The 14,691-nt window shown below is 74.7% G+C and carries 15 protein-coding genes; 4 read left to right on the top strand and 11 right to left on the bottom strand.

Annotated elements, in window-relative coordinates:
• Window positions 1-2 precede the first annotated feature (2 nt).
• The 10 genes from KYT88_RS01625 to phnG are packed head-to-tail and all read right to left on the bottom strand — an operon-like array spanning window position 3 to window position 8,024.
• Window positions 3-620, bottom strand: coding sequence for a DapH/DapD/GlmU-related protein (locus tag KYT88_RS01625; protein WP_043585681.1), 618 nt, complete (start codon window positions 618-620; stop codon window positions 3-5).
• On the bottom strand, window positions 617-1,348 hold the full coding sequence (phnN, locus tag KYT88_RS01630; protein ID WP_043585679.1) for a phosphonate metabolism protein/1,5-bisphosphokinase (PRPP-forming) PhnN: 732 nt from the start codon (window positions 1,346-1,348) through the stop codon (window positions 617-619). Before phnN ends, KYT88_RS01625 begins: the two co-directional genes overlap by 4 nt.
• Window positions 1,345-2,526 (bottom strand): alpha-D-ribose 1-methylphosphonate 5-triphosphate diphosphatase, encoded by a 1,182-nt coding sequence (locus tag KYT88_RS01635; RefSeq protein ID WP_043585677.1) that lies wholly within the window; start codon window positions 2,524-2,526, stop codon window positions 1,345-1,347. Before KYT88_RS01635 ends, phnN begins: the two co-directional genes overlap by 4 nt.
• Complete coding sequence (locus KYT88_RS01640) at window positions 2,523-3,338, bottom strand: DUF1045 domain-containing protein (RefSeq protein WP_081840931.1); 816 nt, start codon at window positions 3,336-3,338, stop codon at window positions 2,523-2,525. The genes KYT88_RS01635 and KYT88_RS01640 overlap by 4 nt, the downstream gene beginning before the upstream one ends.
• Complete coding sequence (gene phnL / locus KYT88_RS01645) at window positions 3,335-4,081, bottom strand: phosphonate C-P lyase system protein PhnL (protein WP_051629316.1); 747 nt, start codon at window positions 4,079-4,081, stop codon at window positions 3,335-3,337. The genes KYT88_RS01640 and phnL overlap by 4 nt, the downstream gene beginning before the upstream one ends.
• Before the next feature lie 8 nt (window positions 4,082-4,089).
• Window positions 4,090-4,872, bottom strand: coding sequence for a phosphonate C-P lyase system protein PhnK (gene phnK, locus KYT88_RS01650; RefSeq protein WP_043585675.1), 783 nt, complete (start codon window positions 4,870-4,872; stop codon window positions 4,090-4,092).
• Window positions 4,869-5,738 (bottom strand): alpha-D-ribose 1-methylphosphonate 5-phosphate C-P-lyase PhnJ, encoded by an 870-nt coding sequence (locus tag KYT88_RS01655; protein ID WP_043585911.1) that lies wholly within the window; start codon window positions 5,736-5,738, stop codon window positions 4,869-4,871. The genes phnK and KYT88_RS01655 overlap by 4 nt, the downstream gene beginning before the upstream one ends.
• The gene (locus tag KYT88_RS01660; protein WP_043585673.1) at window positions 5,735-6,889 is read right to left on the bottom strand and encodes a carbon-phosphorus lyase complex subunit; all 1,155 of its coding nucleotides are present in this window, start codon (window positions 6,887-6,889) and stop codon (window positions 5,735-5,737) included. Before KYT88_RS01660 ends, KYT88_RS01655 begins: the two co-directional genes overlap by 4 nt.
• Entirely contained in the window at window positions 6,889-7,536 is a 648-nt protein-coding gene (phnH, locus tag KYT88_RS01665) for a phosphonate C-P lyase system protein PhnH (RefSeq protein WP_043585671.1), read from the bottom strand. The genes KYT88_RS01660 and phnH overlap by 1 nt, the downstream gene beginning before the upstream one ends.
• On the bottom strand, window positions 7,533-8,024 hold the full coding sequence (gene phnG, locus KYT88_RS01670) for a phosphonate C-P lyase system protein PhnG (RefSeq protein WP_043585669.1): 492 nt from the start codon (window positions 8,022-8,024) through the stop codon (window positions 7,533-7,535). Before phnG ends, phnH begins: the two co-directional genes overlap by 4 nt.
• Window positions 8,025-8,231: 207 nt before the next feature.
• Here phnG and phnF point away from each other — a divergent pair, with 207 nt between their 5' ends.
• From phnF to KYT88_RS01685, 3 genes are all read left to right on the top strand, one after another.
• The gene (gene phnF, locus KYT88_RS01675; RefSeq protein WP_043585667.1) at window positions 8,232-8,969 is read left to right on the top strand and encodes a phosphonate metabolism transcriptional regulator PhnF; all 738 of its coding nucleotides are present in this window, start codon (window positions 8,232-8,234) and stop codon (window positions 8,967-8,969) included.
• Between the two features lie 39 nt (window positions 8,970-9,008).
• Entirely contained in the window at window positions 9,009-10,283 is a 1,275-nt protein-coding gene (locus tag KYT88_RS01680) for an MFS transporter (protein ID WP_237583741.1), read from the top strand.
• A gap of 104 nt (window positions 10,284-10,387) precedes the next feature.
• Entirely contained in the window at window positions 10,388-13,120 is a 2,733-nt protein-coding gene (locus KYT88_RS01685) for a phosphoenolpyruvate carboxylase (RefSeq protein ID WP_043585663.1), read from the top strand.
• A 201-nt stretch (window positions 13,121-13,321) separates the two neighbouring features.
• Here the strand turns inward: KYT88_RS01685 and KYT88_RS01690 are convergent, their stop codons facing one another.
• Window positions 13,322-13,891, bottom strand: a complete 570-nt coding sequence (locus KYT88_RS01690; RefSeq protein WP_043585661.1) for a TetR/AcrR family transcriptional regulator — start codon at window positions 13,889-13,891, stop codon at window positions 13,322-13,324.
• A gap of 118 nt (window positions 13,892-14,009) precedes the next feature.
• Between KYT88_RS01690 and KYT88_RS01695 the strand changes: the two genes are divergently transcribed.
• Window positions 14,010-14,675 (top strand): SDR family NAD(P)-dependent oxidoreductase, encoded by a 666-nt coding sequence (locus KYT88_RS01695; RefSeq protein WP_043585659.1) that lies wholly within the window; start codon window positions 14,010-14,012, stop codon window positions 14,673-14,675.
• Window positions 14,676-14,691 lie beyond the last annotated feature (16 nt).

The following is a 14,691-nucleotide window of genomic DNA, read 5'->3' on the forward strand; positions in this document are numbered from 1 at the left end:
CCTCAGCCCTCGTACCGCTCCAGGAACGCCTCCGTCGGCAGCGCGCGGAAGTCGTCCAGGCGCGCGCGGAGGGTCGCGTGGTCCCAGTCCCACCAGGCGAGCAGGCGCAGGCGCGCGGCGATCTCCGGCGGCTGGCGGAAGCGGATCACGGTGGCGGGGACGCCCGCGACGATCGCGTAGTCCGGCACGTCGCGCGTGACGACGGCGCCCGACGCGACGACGGCGCCGTCCCCGACGCGCACGCCCGGCTTGATCATGGCGCCGTGCCCGATCCAGGTGTCGTGCCCGATGGAGGTGCGGCGCGAGCGGCGGTGCTCGAAGAACTCCGCGTCGTCCTCGACGTCGTCCCAGTACATGGTGCTGCGGTACATGAAGTGGTGCAGCGTCGCGCGGTCGAGCGGGTGGTCGGTGGCGCCGACGCGCACGGCGCTCGCGATGTTCGAGAAGCGGCCCACGTCGGTGTGCGCGAAGTCGCAGAGGCGGTCGCAGTAGCTGTAGTCGCCGATCACGGTGTCGAGCAGGCGCGTGCTCGCGCCGATCTGGGTCCAGCGGCCGAGCTCGCTGCCGGACATCACGACGTCGGGGCCGATCAGGGGCTCCTCGGTGAGCTTCGCGGTCATGGGTTCTCCGTCCGTCCGCGGCGCGCGGGGTCGATGGGGTGGGGGAGCGGCGAGGCGGTCGGTGCGGAGGCGGCCGGCGCGGATCCGGCCTGTGCCGATCCGGCCAGGGCGGACGCGCGGGCCGCCCGGATGGCGCGGAGCAGGGCCACGCCGCCCTCGGCGACCGTGCCGTGGTTCCGCACCTCGTGGTCGGCCAGCCTGTCGGGCGCCGGATCCGCGCGGGCGAGCCGCCGGGCGATGTCGTCGGCGGCCTCTCGTCCGCGCTCCCGGAGCCGGGCGGCGCGAACGTCCTCGGACACCGTGATCCGCACCACGACCAGCCGGGCATAGCGCGCCTGGAGCACCTCGAGCATGCTGCGGGAGACGTTCGCGACCACGGCCGCGCCCGCGCGGACGGCGTCGTCGGCCGTGGCGGGGATCCCGTAGGAGAGGCCGTGCGCGCGCCAGGTCACGGCGTAGTCGCCTCGCGCGGCCGCCGCGGCGAACTCCTCGTCGCCGACGGCGTCGAAGTCCTCGCCGGGCCCGGGCGGGCGGGTGATGGCGCGGCGGGGGAAGTGCGCGTCCGGTCCGCTGCGCGCACGGGCGGCGCCGAGCAGCGCGTCCTTGCCGACCCCGCTCGCGCCGACGACGGCGACGAACGGGCCGGGGCCCAGGGGAGCGGGAGCGGGAGCGGGAGCGGCCGGAGAGGCAGCGGCTGGAGCGGAGCCCGCGGGGACGGCGTCGCTCACGACACCCGCGCTCCCCGGAGGTGCACGCCGCGGACGACGGGCACGGTGCGGCCGCCGGGGTGCCGCTCGCTCGCGGGCACGACGTGGCGGTGCACGCGCACGAGGTCGGCGCGCGCGCCCACGCGGATCGCGCCACGGTCGTCGAGCCCGACCGCCCGGGCCGGGTCGCCGCTGACGAGCCGCACGCCGCGTGTGAGGGGCAGGATCCCGTCGGCGTCGAGCTGCACGATCGCCTGCAGCGGGCTCGCGGGGACGTAGTCGGAGGAGAGCACGTCGAGCAGGCCGAGCGCGAGCAGCTCGGCGGCCGCGACGTTGCCGGACTGGCTGCCGCCGCGCACGATGTTCGGCGCGCCCATGACGATCAGCTGCCCGTGCTCGCGGGCGGCGCGCGCGGCGACCTCGGTGGTCGGGAACTCGGAGATGCGCACCCCGAGCGCCGCGGACTCCTCGACGTGCGCGACCGTGGCGTCGTCGTGGGCCGCGAGCGTCACGCCGCGCGCGGTGGCGAGCTCGGCGATGGCGATGCGGTTGGGCGTCGAGTGCTCCGCGGCGACGGCCTGCAGCTCCTCCATGAGGGCGCCGATCCCGGCCTGGGACACGCGTCCGCGGCCCACCATGTAGCGCGAGAAGGCCTCGACGTCCGCGTACTGGCGCTGCCCGGGCGTGTGGTCCATGAGGGAGGCCAGGCGCACCGACGCGATGCGGTCGAACTCGCGGAACTCGGCGGCCGTGTCCGGCGCCGCGACCTCGCAGCGCAGGTGGATGAGGTGCTCCGCGCGCAGCAGCCCGGCGGCCACGGCGTGCTCGATGGCCTCCGCGAGCGAGAGGGACAGCGTGGTGGCGTCGTCGCGGCCCTCGAGGGTGCCGATGCGGATCGCGTCGAAGACCGTGGTGACGCCGGCGCCGCTCAGCTGGGCGTCGTGCGCGAGGACGGCGGGGATCGGGTCCCAGCGCGTGCCCGGGCGGGGCTGCGCGTGCGACTCGAGGTGGTCGGTGTGCAGCTCGACGAGGCCGGGGATCAGCAGGTCGCCGTCGAGGTCGTCGCCGATGCCGCCGACCTCGCCGACGGTGCCGGGGGAGATGTCGGCGACGAGGCCGTCGCGGATCAGGACGGATCCGTGCAGCACCTCGTCGTCGAGGACGATGCGGGCGTTGCGGAGGACGGTCTCGCGGCTCATCGGGGTCCTTCGGGTTCGGGCGCCGGGGTGGCGCGGGGGTGGGGCGGGGTGCGGGGGTCGTGCGAGGTGTCATCGAGCGTGGCGCGGGGGTGGGGCGGGGTGTCGGGGTGGAGCGGGTGGACGGAGCGCAGGCGGAACGGGGCGCCGGGGGCGTCCTCGATCAGGAGGGCGAGGGCGTCGACGGCGACCGGCCGGTCCGTCCCGTCGGCGAACCAGGCGGCCAGTGCGGCCTCGGCGCGGGGGCGGTCGGCGGTCGGGATCCGGTCGGTGAGGGTCAGGTGGAAGCGGAACCGGTCGAGCACGTGCGGGTAGCCCCAGGTCTCGAGGAGCTCGCGCTGCCGCGGGCTGAGGGAGGCGGGATCCCGGCGGGCGGTCTCCGCGTCGGTCGGGGGCGCGCGGAACCCGTCGAGCCGCATGACGACGTCGGCGGCGAGCGCGTCCAGCGCGGGGACCGGCCCCGTCGGCACGAGCGCGAGGAAGCCGCCGAGCGAGGCGACCCGGAGGCCGGGCAGCACGACGGGGTCGCGGGAGCCCGCGAGCTCGGCGACCGCGGCCTCGAGCTCGTCGACGTCGCGCCCGTCGGCGAGGCGGAAGGGCGCCTTGAGCGTCCCGTGGAAGCCGTAGCGCCGGGCGTCGATCGTGATCGCGTCGACCTCGGCGCGCGTCCAGCCGGCGGGCGCTCTTGGCTCGGGTGCCGCGGATCCGCCGACCACGGACCGCCCGAGCCACGACTCGGCGCGCTCCCGCAGCAGCATCCCGACGGGGTCGTCCGAGCCGATCCCGGGGATGGCGTAGACCGCGACGCGGGTCATCGGGCGGCCACCGCGACGGCCGGCACGAACGCCTCCACGTCCACGGCCCGGTCGGCGACCGCGGCCCGCACCTCGGCGTCGTGGAAGATCCCGAGCATGCCGACGCCGGCGGCGCGCTTCTCGGCGATCAGCTCGACCACGACGTCGCGGTTGCGGGCGTCGAGCGACGCGGTCGGCTCGTCGAGGAGGAGCAGGGGCAGCTCCGGCAGGAACCCGCGCGCCACGTTCACGCGCTGCTGCTCGCCGCCCGAGAAGGTCGCGGGCGGCAGCGACCACAGCCGCTCCGGGATCGACAGCCGCGTGAGGATGCGCGCGGCCCGGTCGCGCGCGTCCACCGCGTCGACGCCGCGCTCGACGAGCGGCTCGGCCACCACGTCGAGCGTGCCGACGCGCGGGACGCAGCGGAGGAACTGGCTCACGTAGCCGACCGCGTCGCGGCGGGCGGCGAGGACGGCGCGCGGCGGGGCGGTCGCCATGTCGACGTCGCCGCCCGGAGCGTGCACCACGATGCGGCCGCGGTCGGCGAGGTAGTTGCCGTAGACGAGCTTCAGGACCGTGGACTTCCCGGCCCCGGAGGCGCCGCCGAGGACGACGGCCTCGGCGCGGCCGACGACGAAGGAGAGGCCGTCCAGCACGGCGAGCCGCTGGCCGCCCTGCAGGTGCATCGTGAAGGTCTTGCCCACCCCGTCGACGGTGAGGATCGGGGCGGTCGCGGGCACGGGTCCGGGGGTGCTTCCGGTCATGGGGCGGATCATCCTTGCAGGATCGAGGAGACGAGCAGCTGGGTGTAGGCGGCCTGCGGGTCGTCGAGGACCCGGTCGGTGAGGCCGGACTCGATGACGCGGCCGTCCTTCATCACGAGCGTGCGATGCGAGATGAGGCGGGCGACGGCGAGGTCGTGGGTGACGATGACGACCGCGAGGCCGAGCTCCGCGACGAGGCCGCGGATGAGGTCGAGCAGGCGCGCCTGCACGGAGACGTCGAGGCCGCTCGTGGGCTCGTCCATGAAGACGAGCCGCGGCGAGACGACGAGGTTCCTGGCGATCTGCAGCCGCTGCCGCATGCCGCCGGAGAACGTCGTCGGGTGGTCGTCGATGCGGTCGACGGGGATCTCCACGTGCCGCAGCCACTCGGCCGCCGTCTCGCGGATCCGCCCGTAGTGCCGCCACCCGTTCGTCATGAGCGGCTCGCCGACGTTGCCGCCCGCGCTCACGTGCATGCGCAGGCCGTCGGCCGGATCCTGGTGCACGAAGCCCCACTCGCTCCGCCACAGCCGGCGCACGGCGCTCTCGGACAGCTCGGCGAGCTCCACGACCTCGCCGTCGGCCAGCCGGTAGCGGATGCTGCCCTCGCTGAGCGCGAGCCGCTGGGACAGGGTGCCGAGCAGGGTCGACTTCCCGGATCCCGACTCGCCCACCACCGCGAGCACCTCGCCCGGGTGGAGGTCGAGGTCGACGTCGCGGCAGCCGTAGCGGTCGCCGTAGCGGTGGGCGGCCCCGCGGACCTCGAGCAGCGGTCGGTCGTCGTCGCTCATGCGCGCGCCTCCTCGTCGTGGGCGCGGGCGGCCTCGACCGTGCGCTCGCAGTGGTCGGTGTCGGAGCAGACGTGCATCGACGCGCCCCGGTCGTCGGTGATGACCTCGTCGAGGTACACGCCCGTGGATCCGCAGATCGCGCACGGGTCCTCGAAGGACTGCGGCTCGAACGGGTGGTCCTCGAAGCCGAGGCTCTCGACGCTCGTGTACGGCGGCACCGCGTAGATGCGCTTCTCGCGGCCGGCGCCGAACAGCTGCAGCGCCGGGCTCATGTGCATCTTCGGGTTGTCGAAGCTCGGGACGGGGGACGGCGCCATCAGGTACCGGCCGGCGACCATCACGGGGTAGTCGTACGTCTTGGCGACGTGCCCGTAGCGCGCGATGTCCTCGTAGAGCTTCACGTACATCAGCCCGTACTCCTCGAGCGCGTGCAGGCGCCGGGTCTCCGTCTCGCGGGGCTCGAGGAAGCGCAGCGGCTCCGGCATGGGCACCTGGTAGACGACGACCTGGCCCTCGGCGAGCGGGGTCTCGGGGATCCGGTGCCGGGTCTGGATCACGGTGGCCTCGTCGGTGCGCGTGGTGGTCGCGACGCCGGCGACGGAGGCGAAGAACTGCCGGATGGAGACGGCGTTCGTGGTGTCGTCCGCGCCCTGGTCGATGACCTTCAGCACGTCGTCCTCGCCGATCACGGCCGCCGTGACCTGCACGCCGCCCGTGCCCCAGCCGCGCGGCATGGGCACCTCGCGGCTCGCGAACGGCACCTGGAAGCCGGGGATCGCGACGGCCTTGAGGAGCGCGCGGCGGATCATGCGCTTGGTCTGCTCGTCGAGGTAGCCGAGGTTGTAGCCGATGAGGGAGGCGCTCATGCGCGGGCCCCCGCTCCGGCCGGGACGGCGGTGGGCGCGGCGTCGGTCGCGGCGTCGGTCGCGTCGGCCGGCGACGCCTCCGGCGCCTCCTGCCGCTCGCGCCACTCGCGGGCCAGCCGACGCACGAGCACGAGCTCGGCCTGGAAGTCCACGTAGTGCGGGAGCTTGAGGTGCTCGACGAACCCGGTCGCCTGCACGTTGTCGCAGTGGCTGATCACGAACTCCTCGTCCTGCGCGGGGGCGGTCACGCGCTCGCCGAGCTCGTCGGCGCGGAGGGCCCGGTCGACGAGCGCCATCGACATCGCCTTGCGCTCGCTGCGCCCGAAGGCGAGCCCGTAGCCGCGGGTGAACTGGGCCGGCCGGTCGGCGCTGCCCGTGAACTGGTTGACCATCTGGCACTCGGTGACCTCGATCCGGCCGAGCGGCACCGCGAAGCCGAGCTCGGGGGCGTCGATCTCCACCTCGACCTCGCCGACGCGGATCTCGCCCGCGAACGGGTGCGTCGTGCCGAAGCCGCGCTGCGTGGAGTAGCCGAGGCCGAGCAGGAAGCCCTCGTCGCCGCGGGCCAGGGCCTGCAGGCGCTCGGCGCGCGTCATCGGGTGGACGGTGGGCTCGCGCGTGATGTCGGCGGGCTCCTCGTCGTCCTGTCCGGGGTGCGAGTCGGGCTCGATGAGCGCGCTCTGGCCGAGGAGGTCGGCCACGCGCGGCATGGTGGCGCCCGCGTCGGCCGCGCGCGACGTCACCGCGGCCGGCTCGGCGTCGGTGAAGAGGCGGTGCGTGTAGTCGAAGGTCGCGCCGAGCTGCTGGCCGCCCGGCAGGTCCTTGAACGTCGCGGAGACGCGGCGCTGGGGCGGGAGCCCGGCGGTGTCGACCGGCAGCGTGTACCCGAAGCGCGGGAGCGTCGTGCGGTACGAGCGCAGCAGGGTGACGGCCTCGAGCACGTCGCCCTGCGCCTGGATGAGGGCGCGTGCGGCGAGCTCCGGGTCGTGCAGCGAGCCCTCGGTCATCACGCGGGAGACGAGGACGCCCAGCTGGCCGGTGACCTGGCCGGCCTCGATGCGAGCGGATCCGGGGGCGCCCCGGCCCTCGGCGGCGAGCAGGGCGTGCGCGGCGGCGATCGCCTTCTCCCCGCCCTTGACGGCGACGTACATCAGGACTCCGATCGGGGGTCGGCCGCCCGGAGGCGGGTGGTGCGGGGGAGGGCGGCGACGGATACCGCGTCGACGAGCAGGAGGTCGACGCCGCGCGGGAAGCGCTCGCCGTTGGCCCGCCAGGCGTCGAGGAACGCGTCGTCGGCCCAGGGGGCGTCGGCGATCGCGTGGCCGTCGATGCCGGGGCCCTCGGCCAGGATCCGCACGGTGCCGGCGGCGTCGCGGACGTCGAGGAGCGCGGTCGCGGAGCGGTGCGGCTCCTCGTCGGTGCCGGCGGCGAGCTCCGCGAGCGGGGGCAGGGACGCCGGGTCGGCGAGCACGAAGTCCGCGTCCGAGGCCGCGGTGACGAGGCGCACGCCCGTGTGGAAGGTGAGCCAGGAGGTCACCTCGGCGTCGGCCGCGCGACGCGGGTCGAGCCACAGCGCCGACTCCTCGTCGAGCACGGTGAGCGCGACGGCGCCGAGCCCCGGGCCGAGACCGGCGGGCGCCTCGGCGGGGCCCGTGAGCGGGTGGATCCGCGTCGGGTGCGCGAGCGCGTCGAGGAGCGCGCGGAACGCGGCCTGCGCGCCGCGGGTCGCGTCGCCGAACCCCGGAGCGGGGATGCCGGGCGCGGGGACGCCGGGCGCGCGGCCCGTCGCCGCGGTCACCCGTTCTCCCGGGCGACCGTGAAGAAGTCCACGAGCGTGCTGCGGGCCTCGGCGGCGCGGACGTCGTCCGCCTCGGCGCGTGCGCGCTCCAGCGGCGAGACGACCTCGGCGAGCACGCGGTCGTGCAGGCCCGCGTCGAGGAGCATCCCGTCGAACAGGGCGGCGAGGCGGGCGTGCTCGAGGTCGGATCCGAGGACGTAGGAGCTGCCGAGGGCGTCCGCCGCCATGGCCGGCCCGTGCAGGCGGAGCGTGGCGCGCGTGACGGTGGCCTCGCCGAGGTTGAAGCGCGCGCCGCCGGCGTCGACGCGGCCGCGCACCATGACGAGCCCGGCCTCGGGGCCGCGGATGTGCTGCACCTCGGGCTTGGGCTCCCAGGCGGTCCACGCGGCGTCGAGCGCGCCGACGTCGGCGGCGGAGAGGACGCGCATCCAGCGCTGCCGGGCGGCGACGTCCCCCCGTCCGGTGCTGCTGGTCGTGGTCGTCGTCATGGCCGCGATCCCTCCAAGTTGTCTGCTGATCTAGATAAGTCGAACCTAGCGGCCGACGGCAGGCCGGAACCCGCCCGCGCGCGACGAGTCGGACGCGAGCAGGTGAACAGGTGGGGAACGCGGGCGGGGGCCGGGCGGGCGGTGGGCCGGGGATCCGCGACCGCGACCGCATCCGTCGCCGCGACCGCCCGGTAGGGTCGAAGGGACATGGCGACGCAGAGCAGATCCACGAGCGGGTACTCCGCCTGGCGGCTCATCGCGGAGGAGCTGCGCGCCGAGATCCTGCAGGGCACCGTGCCGGCCGGGGCGAAGCTCTCGTCGGAGAGCGAGCTCGCCGAGCGCTTCGAGGTCCACCGGCACACCGTGCGCCAGGCCGTCGCGGCCCTCGCGACGGACGGGCTCGTCGTCTCGCGGCGCGGCAGCGGCACGTTCGTGACCGCGCACGACGTCATCGTCCACCGCATCGGCCTGCGCACGCGGCTCGGCGACAGCCTCGCCGGCCGCGGATCCGCGTCCACGGGCGAGCTGCTCGAGTGGGCCGTCGAGGATCCGCCCGCCGACGTCGCCGAGCGCCTCGCCCTCGCCGGCCGCCCCGCCCTGCGGCTCGAGACGCTGCGGCTCGTCGACGGCCGGCCCGTGGTGCGCGGCACGTCGTGGCTCGTGGAGGAGCTCGTGCCCGGGATCGTCGAGCGCTACGGACCCGACGGGTCGATGACGAACGCCCTGCGCGCGGTAGGCGTCGACGACTACCTGCGCTCCGCGACCACCGTCACCGGCCGCCTCGCGACGGCCGCCGAGTCCGCGGAGCTGCAGCTGCCGTCGGGCGCGGTCGTGCTGGTGGTCCGCGCCCTCAACACCCTGCCCGACGGCACGCCGCTGCTCATCAATGTCACGCGCTTCGCGGCCGACCGCGTCGAGCTCGACGTGGAGCACAGCAGGGCCTAGGCGGCGGGACGGGTCCCGCGCAGCGCGTAATCTGAACGCATGCGCGGTTTCCGACGTGGGGGATCCGCGAGCACCCCCGGGCCGGGCGACGGCTCGATGCCCGACACCCGCGGCCCCGCCCGGGCACCGCGCGCGAAGCTCCCGCGCGACGTGCTCGTCCTCGGCGTCATCGCCTTCTTCGTGATGGTCGGCTTCGGCGTGGTCGTGCCCGTGCTGCCCGTCTACGCCGAGAGCTTCGGGGTCGGCAGCTTCGAGGTCGGTGCGGTGATCTCCGCGTTCGCGCTCATGCGCTTCGTGATGAGCCCGTTCGTCGCGCGCCTCATCGACTGGAGCGGGGAGCGCACGGTGCTCGCGGTCGGCATCGGCATCGTCGCCGTCTCCTCTGGCCTCGCCGGCCTCGCGCAGGACTACGTGCAGCTGCTCCTCCTCCGCGGCGCGGGCGGCATCGGGTCGGCGATGTTCTCGGTGGCCGCGATGACGCTGCTGCTCGGCTCCACGGATCCCACCCGCCGCGCCCGCGCGATCGGCTTCTACCAGGGCGGCTTCCTCATCGGCGGCATGGCGGGGCCCGCGCTCGGCGCCCTGCTCGCGCGGATCTCGCTCACCGCTCCCTTCTTCTTCTACGCGGCCACGCTCGCGGTCGCCAGCGTCATCGGCCTGCTGCTCCTCCGGCCCCGGACGCGCGAGGTCCAGGCGACCGGCGCCGACGAGGTCGTGATCCCGTTCGGCCGCGTGCTGCGCGACCCGCGCTACCGGGCCGCGCTCCTCGCGAACCTCGGCAACGGGTGGGCGTCGATGGGCGTCCGCAGCGCGCTGATCCCGCTGCTCGTCGTCGCCGTGATCGGCGCGGATCCGTCGGCGACCGGCATCGCGTTCGCGTGCGCCGCCGTGGTGCAGGCGCTCGCGCTCGCGCTCGCCGCGCGCTTCGTGGACACGGTCGGTCGCCGGCCCGCGATCATCGGGGCGTACGGGGTCGCCGGGCTGCTGATGATCGCGATCCCGTTCGCGCCCGACATGGTCGTGCTCACGGTGCTGCTCTGCGTCTACGGAGCGGCGGCCTCGTTCATGGGCACGGCGCCGGCGGCCGCGGTGGGCGACGCCGCGGGCGCCCGCAGCGGCCGGCCCGTCGCGGTGTTCTCGATGGTGTCGGACCTCGGCGCCATCGTCGGCCCGCTCGTCGCCGGATTCCTCGCGGACGCGTTCTCGTACCCGGTCGCCTTCGCGACGGGCGCCGTGCTGCTGCTCGCCGCCTCCGCGTACGCGCTGCTGCGGATGCCGCGGGACGAGCGCGCGGTGGCAGCCGCCGCGAGCTGATCCGGTCGCCCCGCCCACCCTCCACAGCCGGATCCGCGGTCGGAGCATCCGTCCTCGGACGTCATGCGCAGGATCCGCCGCACGGCTTCCGTATCCTCGACACCGTGACGACTCCCCCGAAGAAGCCGCTTCCCCTCGAGCACGACTCCACCCGCGACGGCACCCGCGACGCCGTCGAGCCGGCGCTCCGGTCCGACGTCAGCCATCTCGGCGGCCTCCTCGGGCAGGTGCTCCGCGAGTCCGGCGGGGATGACCTGCTGCGCGACGTCGAGCGGCTCCGCGAGCTCGTGATCGACGCGTACGAGAGCGCGCGCGACGCCTCCATCGACGACGCCGAGCGCCTCGTCGCCACGTTCACGCCCGAGCGCGCCGAGCAGGTCGCCCGCGCGTTCACCTGCTACTTCCACCTCGCCAACCTCGCCGAGGAGCACCACCGCGTGCGCGTGCTCCGCGAGCGCGAGGCGGCCGCGGGCTTCGTGCCCGACTCCATCCCGGACGCCGTCGGCAAGCTCACCGAGGAGCTCGGCCGCGATGAGGCCATGCGCCGCCTCGGCGAGATGCGGTTCCACCCAGTGCTCACGGCGCACCCCACCGAGGCGCGTCGGCGGGCGGTGGCCACGGGGATCCGCCGCATCGGCGACCTGCTCACGGAGCGCGACGGCGCCATGGCCGGCACGCTCACGGGAGCGGACGTCGACCGCCGGCTGCTCGAGGAGATCGACGGCCTGTGGCGCACGTCGCCGCTGCGCACCACGCGGCCGACGCCGCTCGACGAGGTGCGCACCGCGATGGGCGTCTTCGACCAGACGCTGTTCGAGGTCGTGCCGCGCGTCTACCGCCTGCTCGACGACTGGCTGCTCGGCGACGAGGCCGGCGTGCGCGACGCCGTGGCGCCCGCCTTCTTCCGGCTCGGCAACTGGATCGCCGCGGATCGCGACGGCAACCCGTACGTCACCGCGGCGGTCACCGAGGAGGCCGCCGGGATCGCGAGCGAGCACATCCTGCTCGGCCTCGAGCGCGTCGCCCTCCGCGTCGGACGCTCGCTCACGCTCGGCGACGCCGACACGCCGCCGAGCGCGGAGCTCCGCGAGCTGGCCGCCGCGCAGGACGCGCTGGCGCCGCACCTCACCGCCCGCATCGGCACGCGCGCGCCGGCCGAGCTGCACCGCCGCGTGCTGCTCGTGATCGCCGGCCGTCTCGCCGCCACGCGCGAGCGCCACGACGACCCCATCGCCTACCCGTCCGCCGCCGAGCTGCTCGCCGACCTCCGCGTGCTGCAGGCCTCGCTCCGGAGCGCCGGTGCGCACCGCATCGCGGGCGGCGAGCTGCAGGGCCTCGTCTGGCAGGCGGAGACCTTCGGCTTCCACCTCGCCGAGATGGAGGTGCGGCAGCACTCGCAGGTGCACCGCGAGGCGCTCCGCGAGGTCCTCGCCGTCGCTGCGGCGGATGCGTCCGGCGACCAGGCGCCCGAGCTCGCGCCCATGACGGTCGAGGTGCTCGACGTGTTCCGCACGCTCGCCCGCCTGCAGGAGCGGCACGGCGTCGCGCCGTTCTCCCGCTTCATCGTCTCGTTCACGCAGTCGGCCGACGACATCCGCACGGTGCACGAGCTGGCCGCGCTGGCCCTCGGCTCGGCGGAGGAGGCGCCCGTCCTCGACGTCATCCCGCTCTTCGAGACGTTCGCGGATCTCCATGCGAGCACCGAGATCCTCGACGGGATGATCCGTCTGCCCCAGGTCGCCGCCCGCCTCGCGCAGACGGGCCGGAAGCTCGAGGTCATGCTCGGCTACTCCGACTCCTCGAAGGACGTCGGGCCCGTCTCCGCGACGTTCGCGCTGTTCGACGCGCAGGCCCGCATCGCCGCGTGGGCGCGTGAGAACGACATCGAGCTCACGCTCTTCCACGGCCGCGGCGGGGCTCTGGGTCGGGGCGGCGGACCGGCCGACCGCGCCGTGCGGGCCCAGCCGCCGGGATCCGTCGACGGCCGCTTCAAGCTCACCGAGCAGGGCGAGGTGATCTTCGCCCACTACGGCGACAAGCGCATCGCCGCCCGCCACATCGAGCAGATGGCCGCCGCGACCCTGCTGGCCTCCGCGCCCTCGAACGAGGAGCGCAACGCGGTGGCCGCGGAGGGATCCGCCGAGATGGTGCGCACGATGGACGAGGCCTCGCGCGCCCGCTTCTTCGAGCTCGTGAAGGCGCCCGGCTTCGCGCCGTGGTTCGCGCAGGTCACGCCCATGGAGGAGATCGGGCTGCTGGCGCTCGGCTCGCGTCCTGCCCGCCGCGGCCTGTCGGTCGAGTCGCTCGAGGACCTGCGGGCGATCCCGTGGGTGTTCGCGTGGACGCAGGCCCGCATCAACCTCACGGGCTGGTTCGGCCTCGGTTCCGCGCTGGCCGCCGTCGGCGACGAGGCGGTGCTCCGCAAGGCATACGACGAGTGGCCGCTGTTCACCTCGATGATCGACAACGTCGAGATGTCTCTCGCCAAGACCGACGGCCGCCTCGCGGAGCGCTACCTCGCCCTCGGGGACCGCCCGGATCTCGCGGCGCTCGTCACCGAGGAGATGGAGCTCACCCGCGAGTGGGTGCGGAAGGCCACCGGCCGCGACGAGATCCTCGAGGGCCGGCCGGTGCTGCGCCGCGCGGTGCGCCTCCGCAGCCCGTACGTCGACGCGCTGTCGCTCCTGCAGCTGCGGGCCCTCCGGGCGCTGCGCACGTCGGCGTCCGACGCGGCGGGCCAGGGCGCTCCCGGCCAGGCCGACCCGACGGATCCGGACCACCGGCTCCTGCTCCTCACGGTCAACGGCATCGCGGCAGGGCTGCAGAACACGGGCTGATCGCTGCCCGTGCGACGAACGGCGGCGGCCGGCTCCCGAGGGGGCCGGCCGCCGCCGTTCCGCGCGAGGGGATGACGAGCTCAGAGGGGCGGTGCAGGCCAGAAATCGGTGGGAGCCGAGGAGCGCAACGCCGCAGCGGGCGGTGAGCTCGTCGCTGTGGTCCTCTCCGGGTCGACGGGCGGGTGCTCGCGGAGGCCGGCGTCAGCCCCCGGCGGTCCAGGCCGCGGCGATGCTGCGGTCGACGACCCGACGCCATCCGTCCGGCGCGGTGGGGTCGTGGCTGGCCATCCCGGCCATCCACAGCACGCTCATGAGGTCATCCGGTGTGAAGTCCGGCGAGAGCACGCCGGCGTCGTGGGCGTTGTCGATGAGCTCCGCCCCGAGCGCCACGGATCGTTCGCACGCGTTGATGAGGAGCACCGCGTCGGGATAGCGGCGGAGCATCGCGTCGTTCATGGCGGGATCGCTGCGCTGCAGATCGATCATCTCGGCGATGAAGGTCTCCAGCTGCGCGCGCGGGGAGCCCTCGGCCAAGGTCCGGTCCCGGAGCGTCGCGAGCTTCGCGCCGGCGATGTCCGGCACGACGGCGTCGATGAGCTGGTCCCGTGAGCCGATGCGGTTGTAGAGCGTCCCGATGCTCACGCCGGCTTCTCGGGCGATGTCCTCCAGCGGAGCGGACAGCCCTCGTGCGGTGAACACCGCCACGGCGGCAGCGCGCAGCTTCTCGACGTTCGCCTGAGCGTCTCGGCGCAGGCCGGGTGCAGGACTCATGGGGGCTCCACTTGATCTTGAGGGCATCCTCAACATAGGCTCGGGCGCACTTGAGGACCTACTCAACTTATCGCATCAGGACACGTGGCTCGGCAGCGCGCCACGGGAAGGACGCATCATGCCCCTCATCACCATCATCGGAGCGGGGCCGGGACTCGGCCTCGAGATCGCGCGGGCCTTCGGGCGGAAGGGCTTCGACGTCGCCCTCGTGGCGCGTGACCGGTCGAAGCTGGACGGCTTGGAGCGCACGCTCGGTGCCGATGGCATCACCGCTCGGGGCTTCACTGCCGACGTCACCCGGCCCGACACGATCAGGGACGCGCTCCGCTCGATCCGCGACGAGCTCGGTCCGATCGACGTGCTCGAGTTCTCCCCGGCGGATCGCGCTCTGGAGTCGGTCGACGCGCTGGATGTGACGATGGAGAACCTGCAGCCGCAGATCGACTTCTACCTGGGCGGTGCCGTGGCGGCGATCGGCGCCGTGCTGCCGGACATGATCGCCGCGGGTTCCGGGACGGTCATCGTGACCACGGGTGGTGGCTCGCTCGCGCCCACGCCGGCCCGCGGCAACATCAACATCGCCGCGGCGGGACTGCGGAACTGGACGCTGAACCTCCATGCCGCCCTCGCGGAGCGCGGGGTCTACGTGGCGTTCGTCGCCATCACCGCGCTGATCGGCAGTGGCCGCCCGGATGCCGAGCCCGACGTCATCGCGCAGGCGTACGTCACGCTCCACGACGAGCGACGGGACGCCGAGCTGCACTACGTCGCCTACGACGCCTGACGCGCCTCCCGCCCGG

This window comes from Clavibacter sp. A6099, from assembly GCF_021919125.1.
GTDB classification, from domain to species: Bacteria; Actinomycetota; Actinomycetes; order Actinomycetales; family Microbacteriaceae; genus Clavibacter; species Clavibacter seminis.

What these genes read in the sequence shown, in the direction of transcription:
- KYT88_RS01625 (WP_043585681.1), bottom strand. Translation starts at nt 620, where the DNA reads ATGACCGCGAAGCTCACCGAGGAGCCCCTGATCGGCCCCGACGTCGTG.
- KYT88_RS01635 (WP_043585677.1), bottom strand. Translation starts at nt 2,526, where the DNA reads ATGAGCCGCGAGACCGTCCTCCGCAACGCCCGCATCGTCCTCGACGAC.
- KYT88_RS01640 (WP_081840931.1), bottom strand. Translation starts at nt 3,338, where the DNA reads ATGACCCGCGTCGCGGTCTACGCCATCCCCGGGATCGGCTCGGACGAC.
- phnL (WP_051629316.1), bottom strand. Translation starts at nt 4,081, where the DNA reads ATGACCGGAAGCACCCCCGGACCCGTGCCCGCGACCGCCCCGATCCTC.
- phnK (WP_043585675.1), bottom strand. Translation starts at nt 4,872, where the DNA reads ATGAGCGACGACGACCGACCGCTGCTCGAGGTCCGCGGGGCCGCCCAC.
- KYT88_RS01655 (WP_043585911.1), bottom strand. Translation starts at nt 5,738, where the DNA reads ATGAGCGCCTCCCTCATCGGCTACAACCTCGGCTACCTCGACGAGCAG.
- KYT88_RS01660 (WP_043585673.1), bottom strand. Translation starts at nt 6,889, where the DNA reads ATGTACGTCGCCGTCAAGGGCGGGGAGAAGGCGATCGCCGCCGCGCAC.
- phnG (WP_043585669.1), bottom strand. Translation starts at nt 8,024, where the DNA reads ATGACGACGACCACGACCAGCAGCACCGGACGGGGGGACGTCGCCGCC.
- phnF (WP_043585667.1), top strand. Translation starts at nt 8,232, where the DNA reads ATGGCGACGCAGAGCAGATCCACGAGCGGGTACTCCGCCTGGCGGCTC.
- KYT88_RS01680 (WP_237583741.1), top strand. Translation starts at nt 9,009, where the DNA reads ATGCGCGGTTTCCGACGTGGGGGATCCGCGAGCACCCCCGGGCCGGGC.
- KYT88_RS01690 (WP_043585661.1), bottom strand. Translation starts at nt 13,891, where the DNA reads ATGAGTCCTGCACCCGGCCTGCGCCGAGACGCTCAGGCGAACGTCGAG.
- KYT88_RS01695 (WP_043585659.1), top strand. Translation starts at nt 14,010, where the DNA reads ATGCCCCTCATCACCATCATCGGAGCGGGGCCGGGACTCGGCCTCGAG.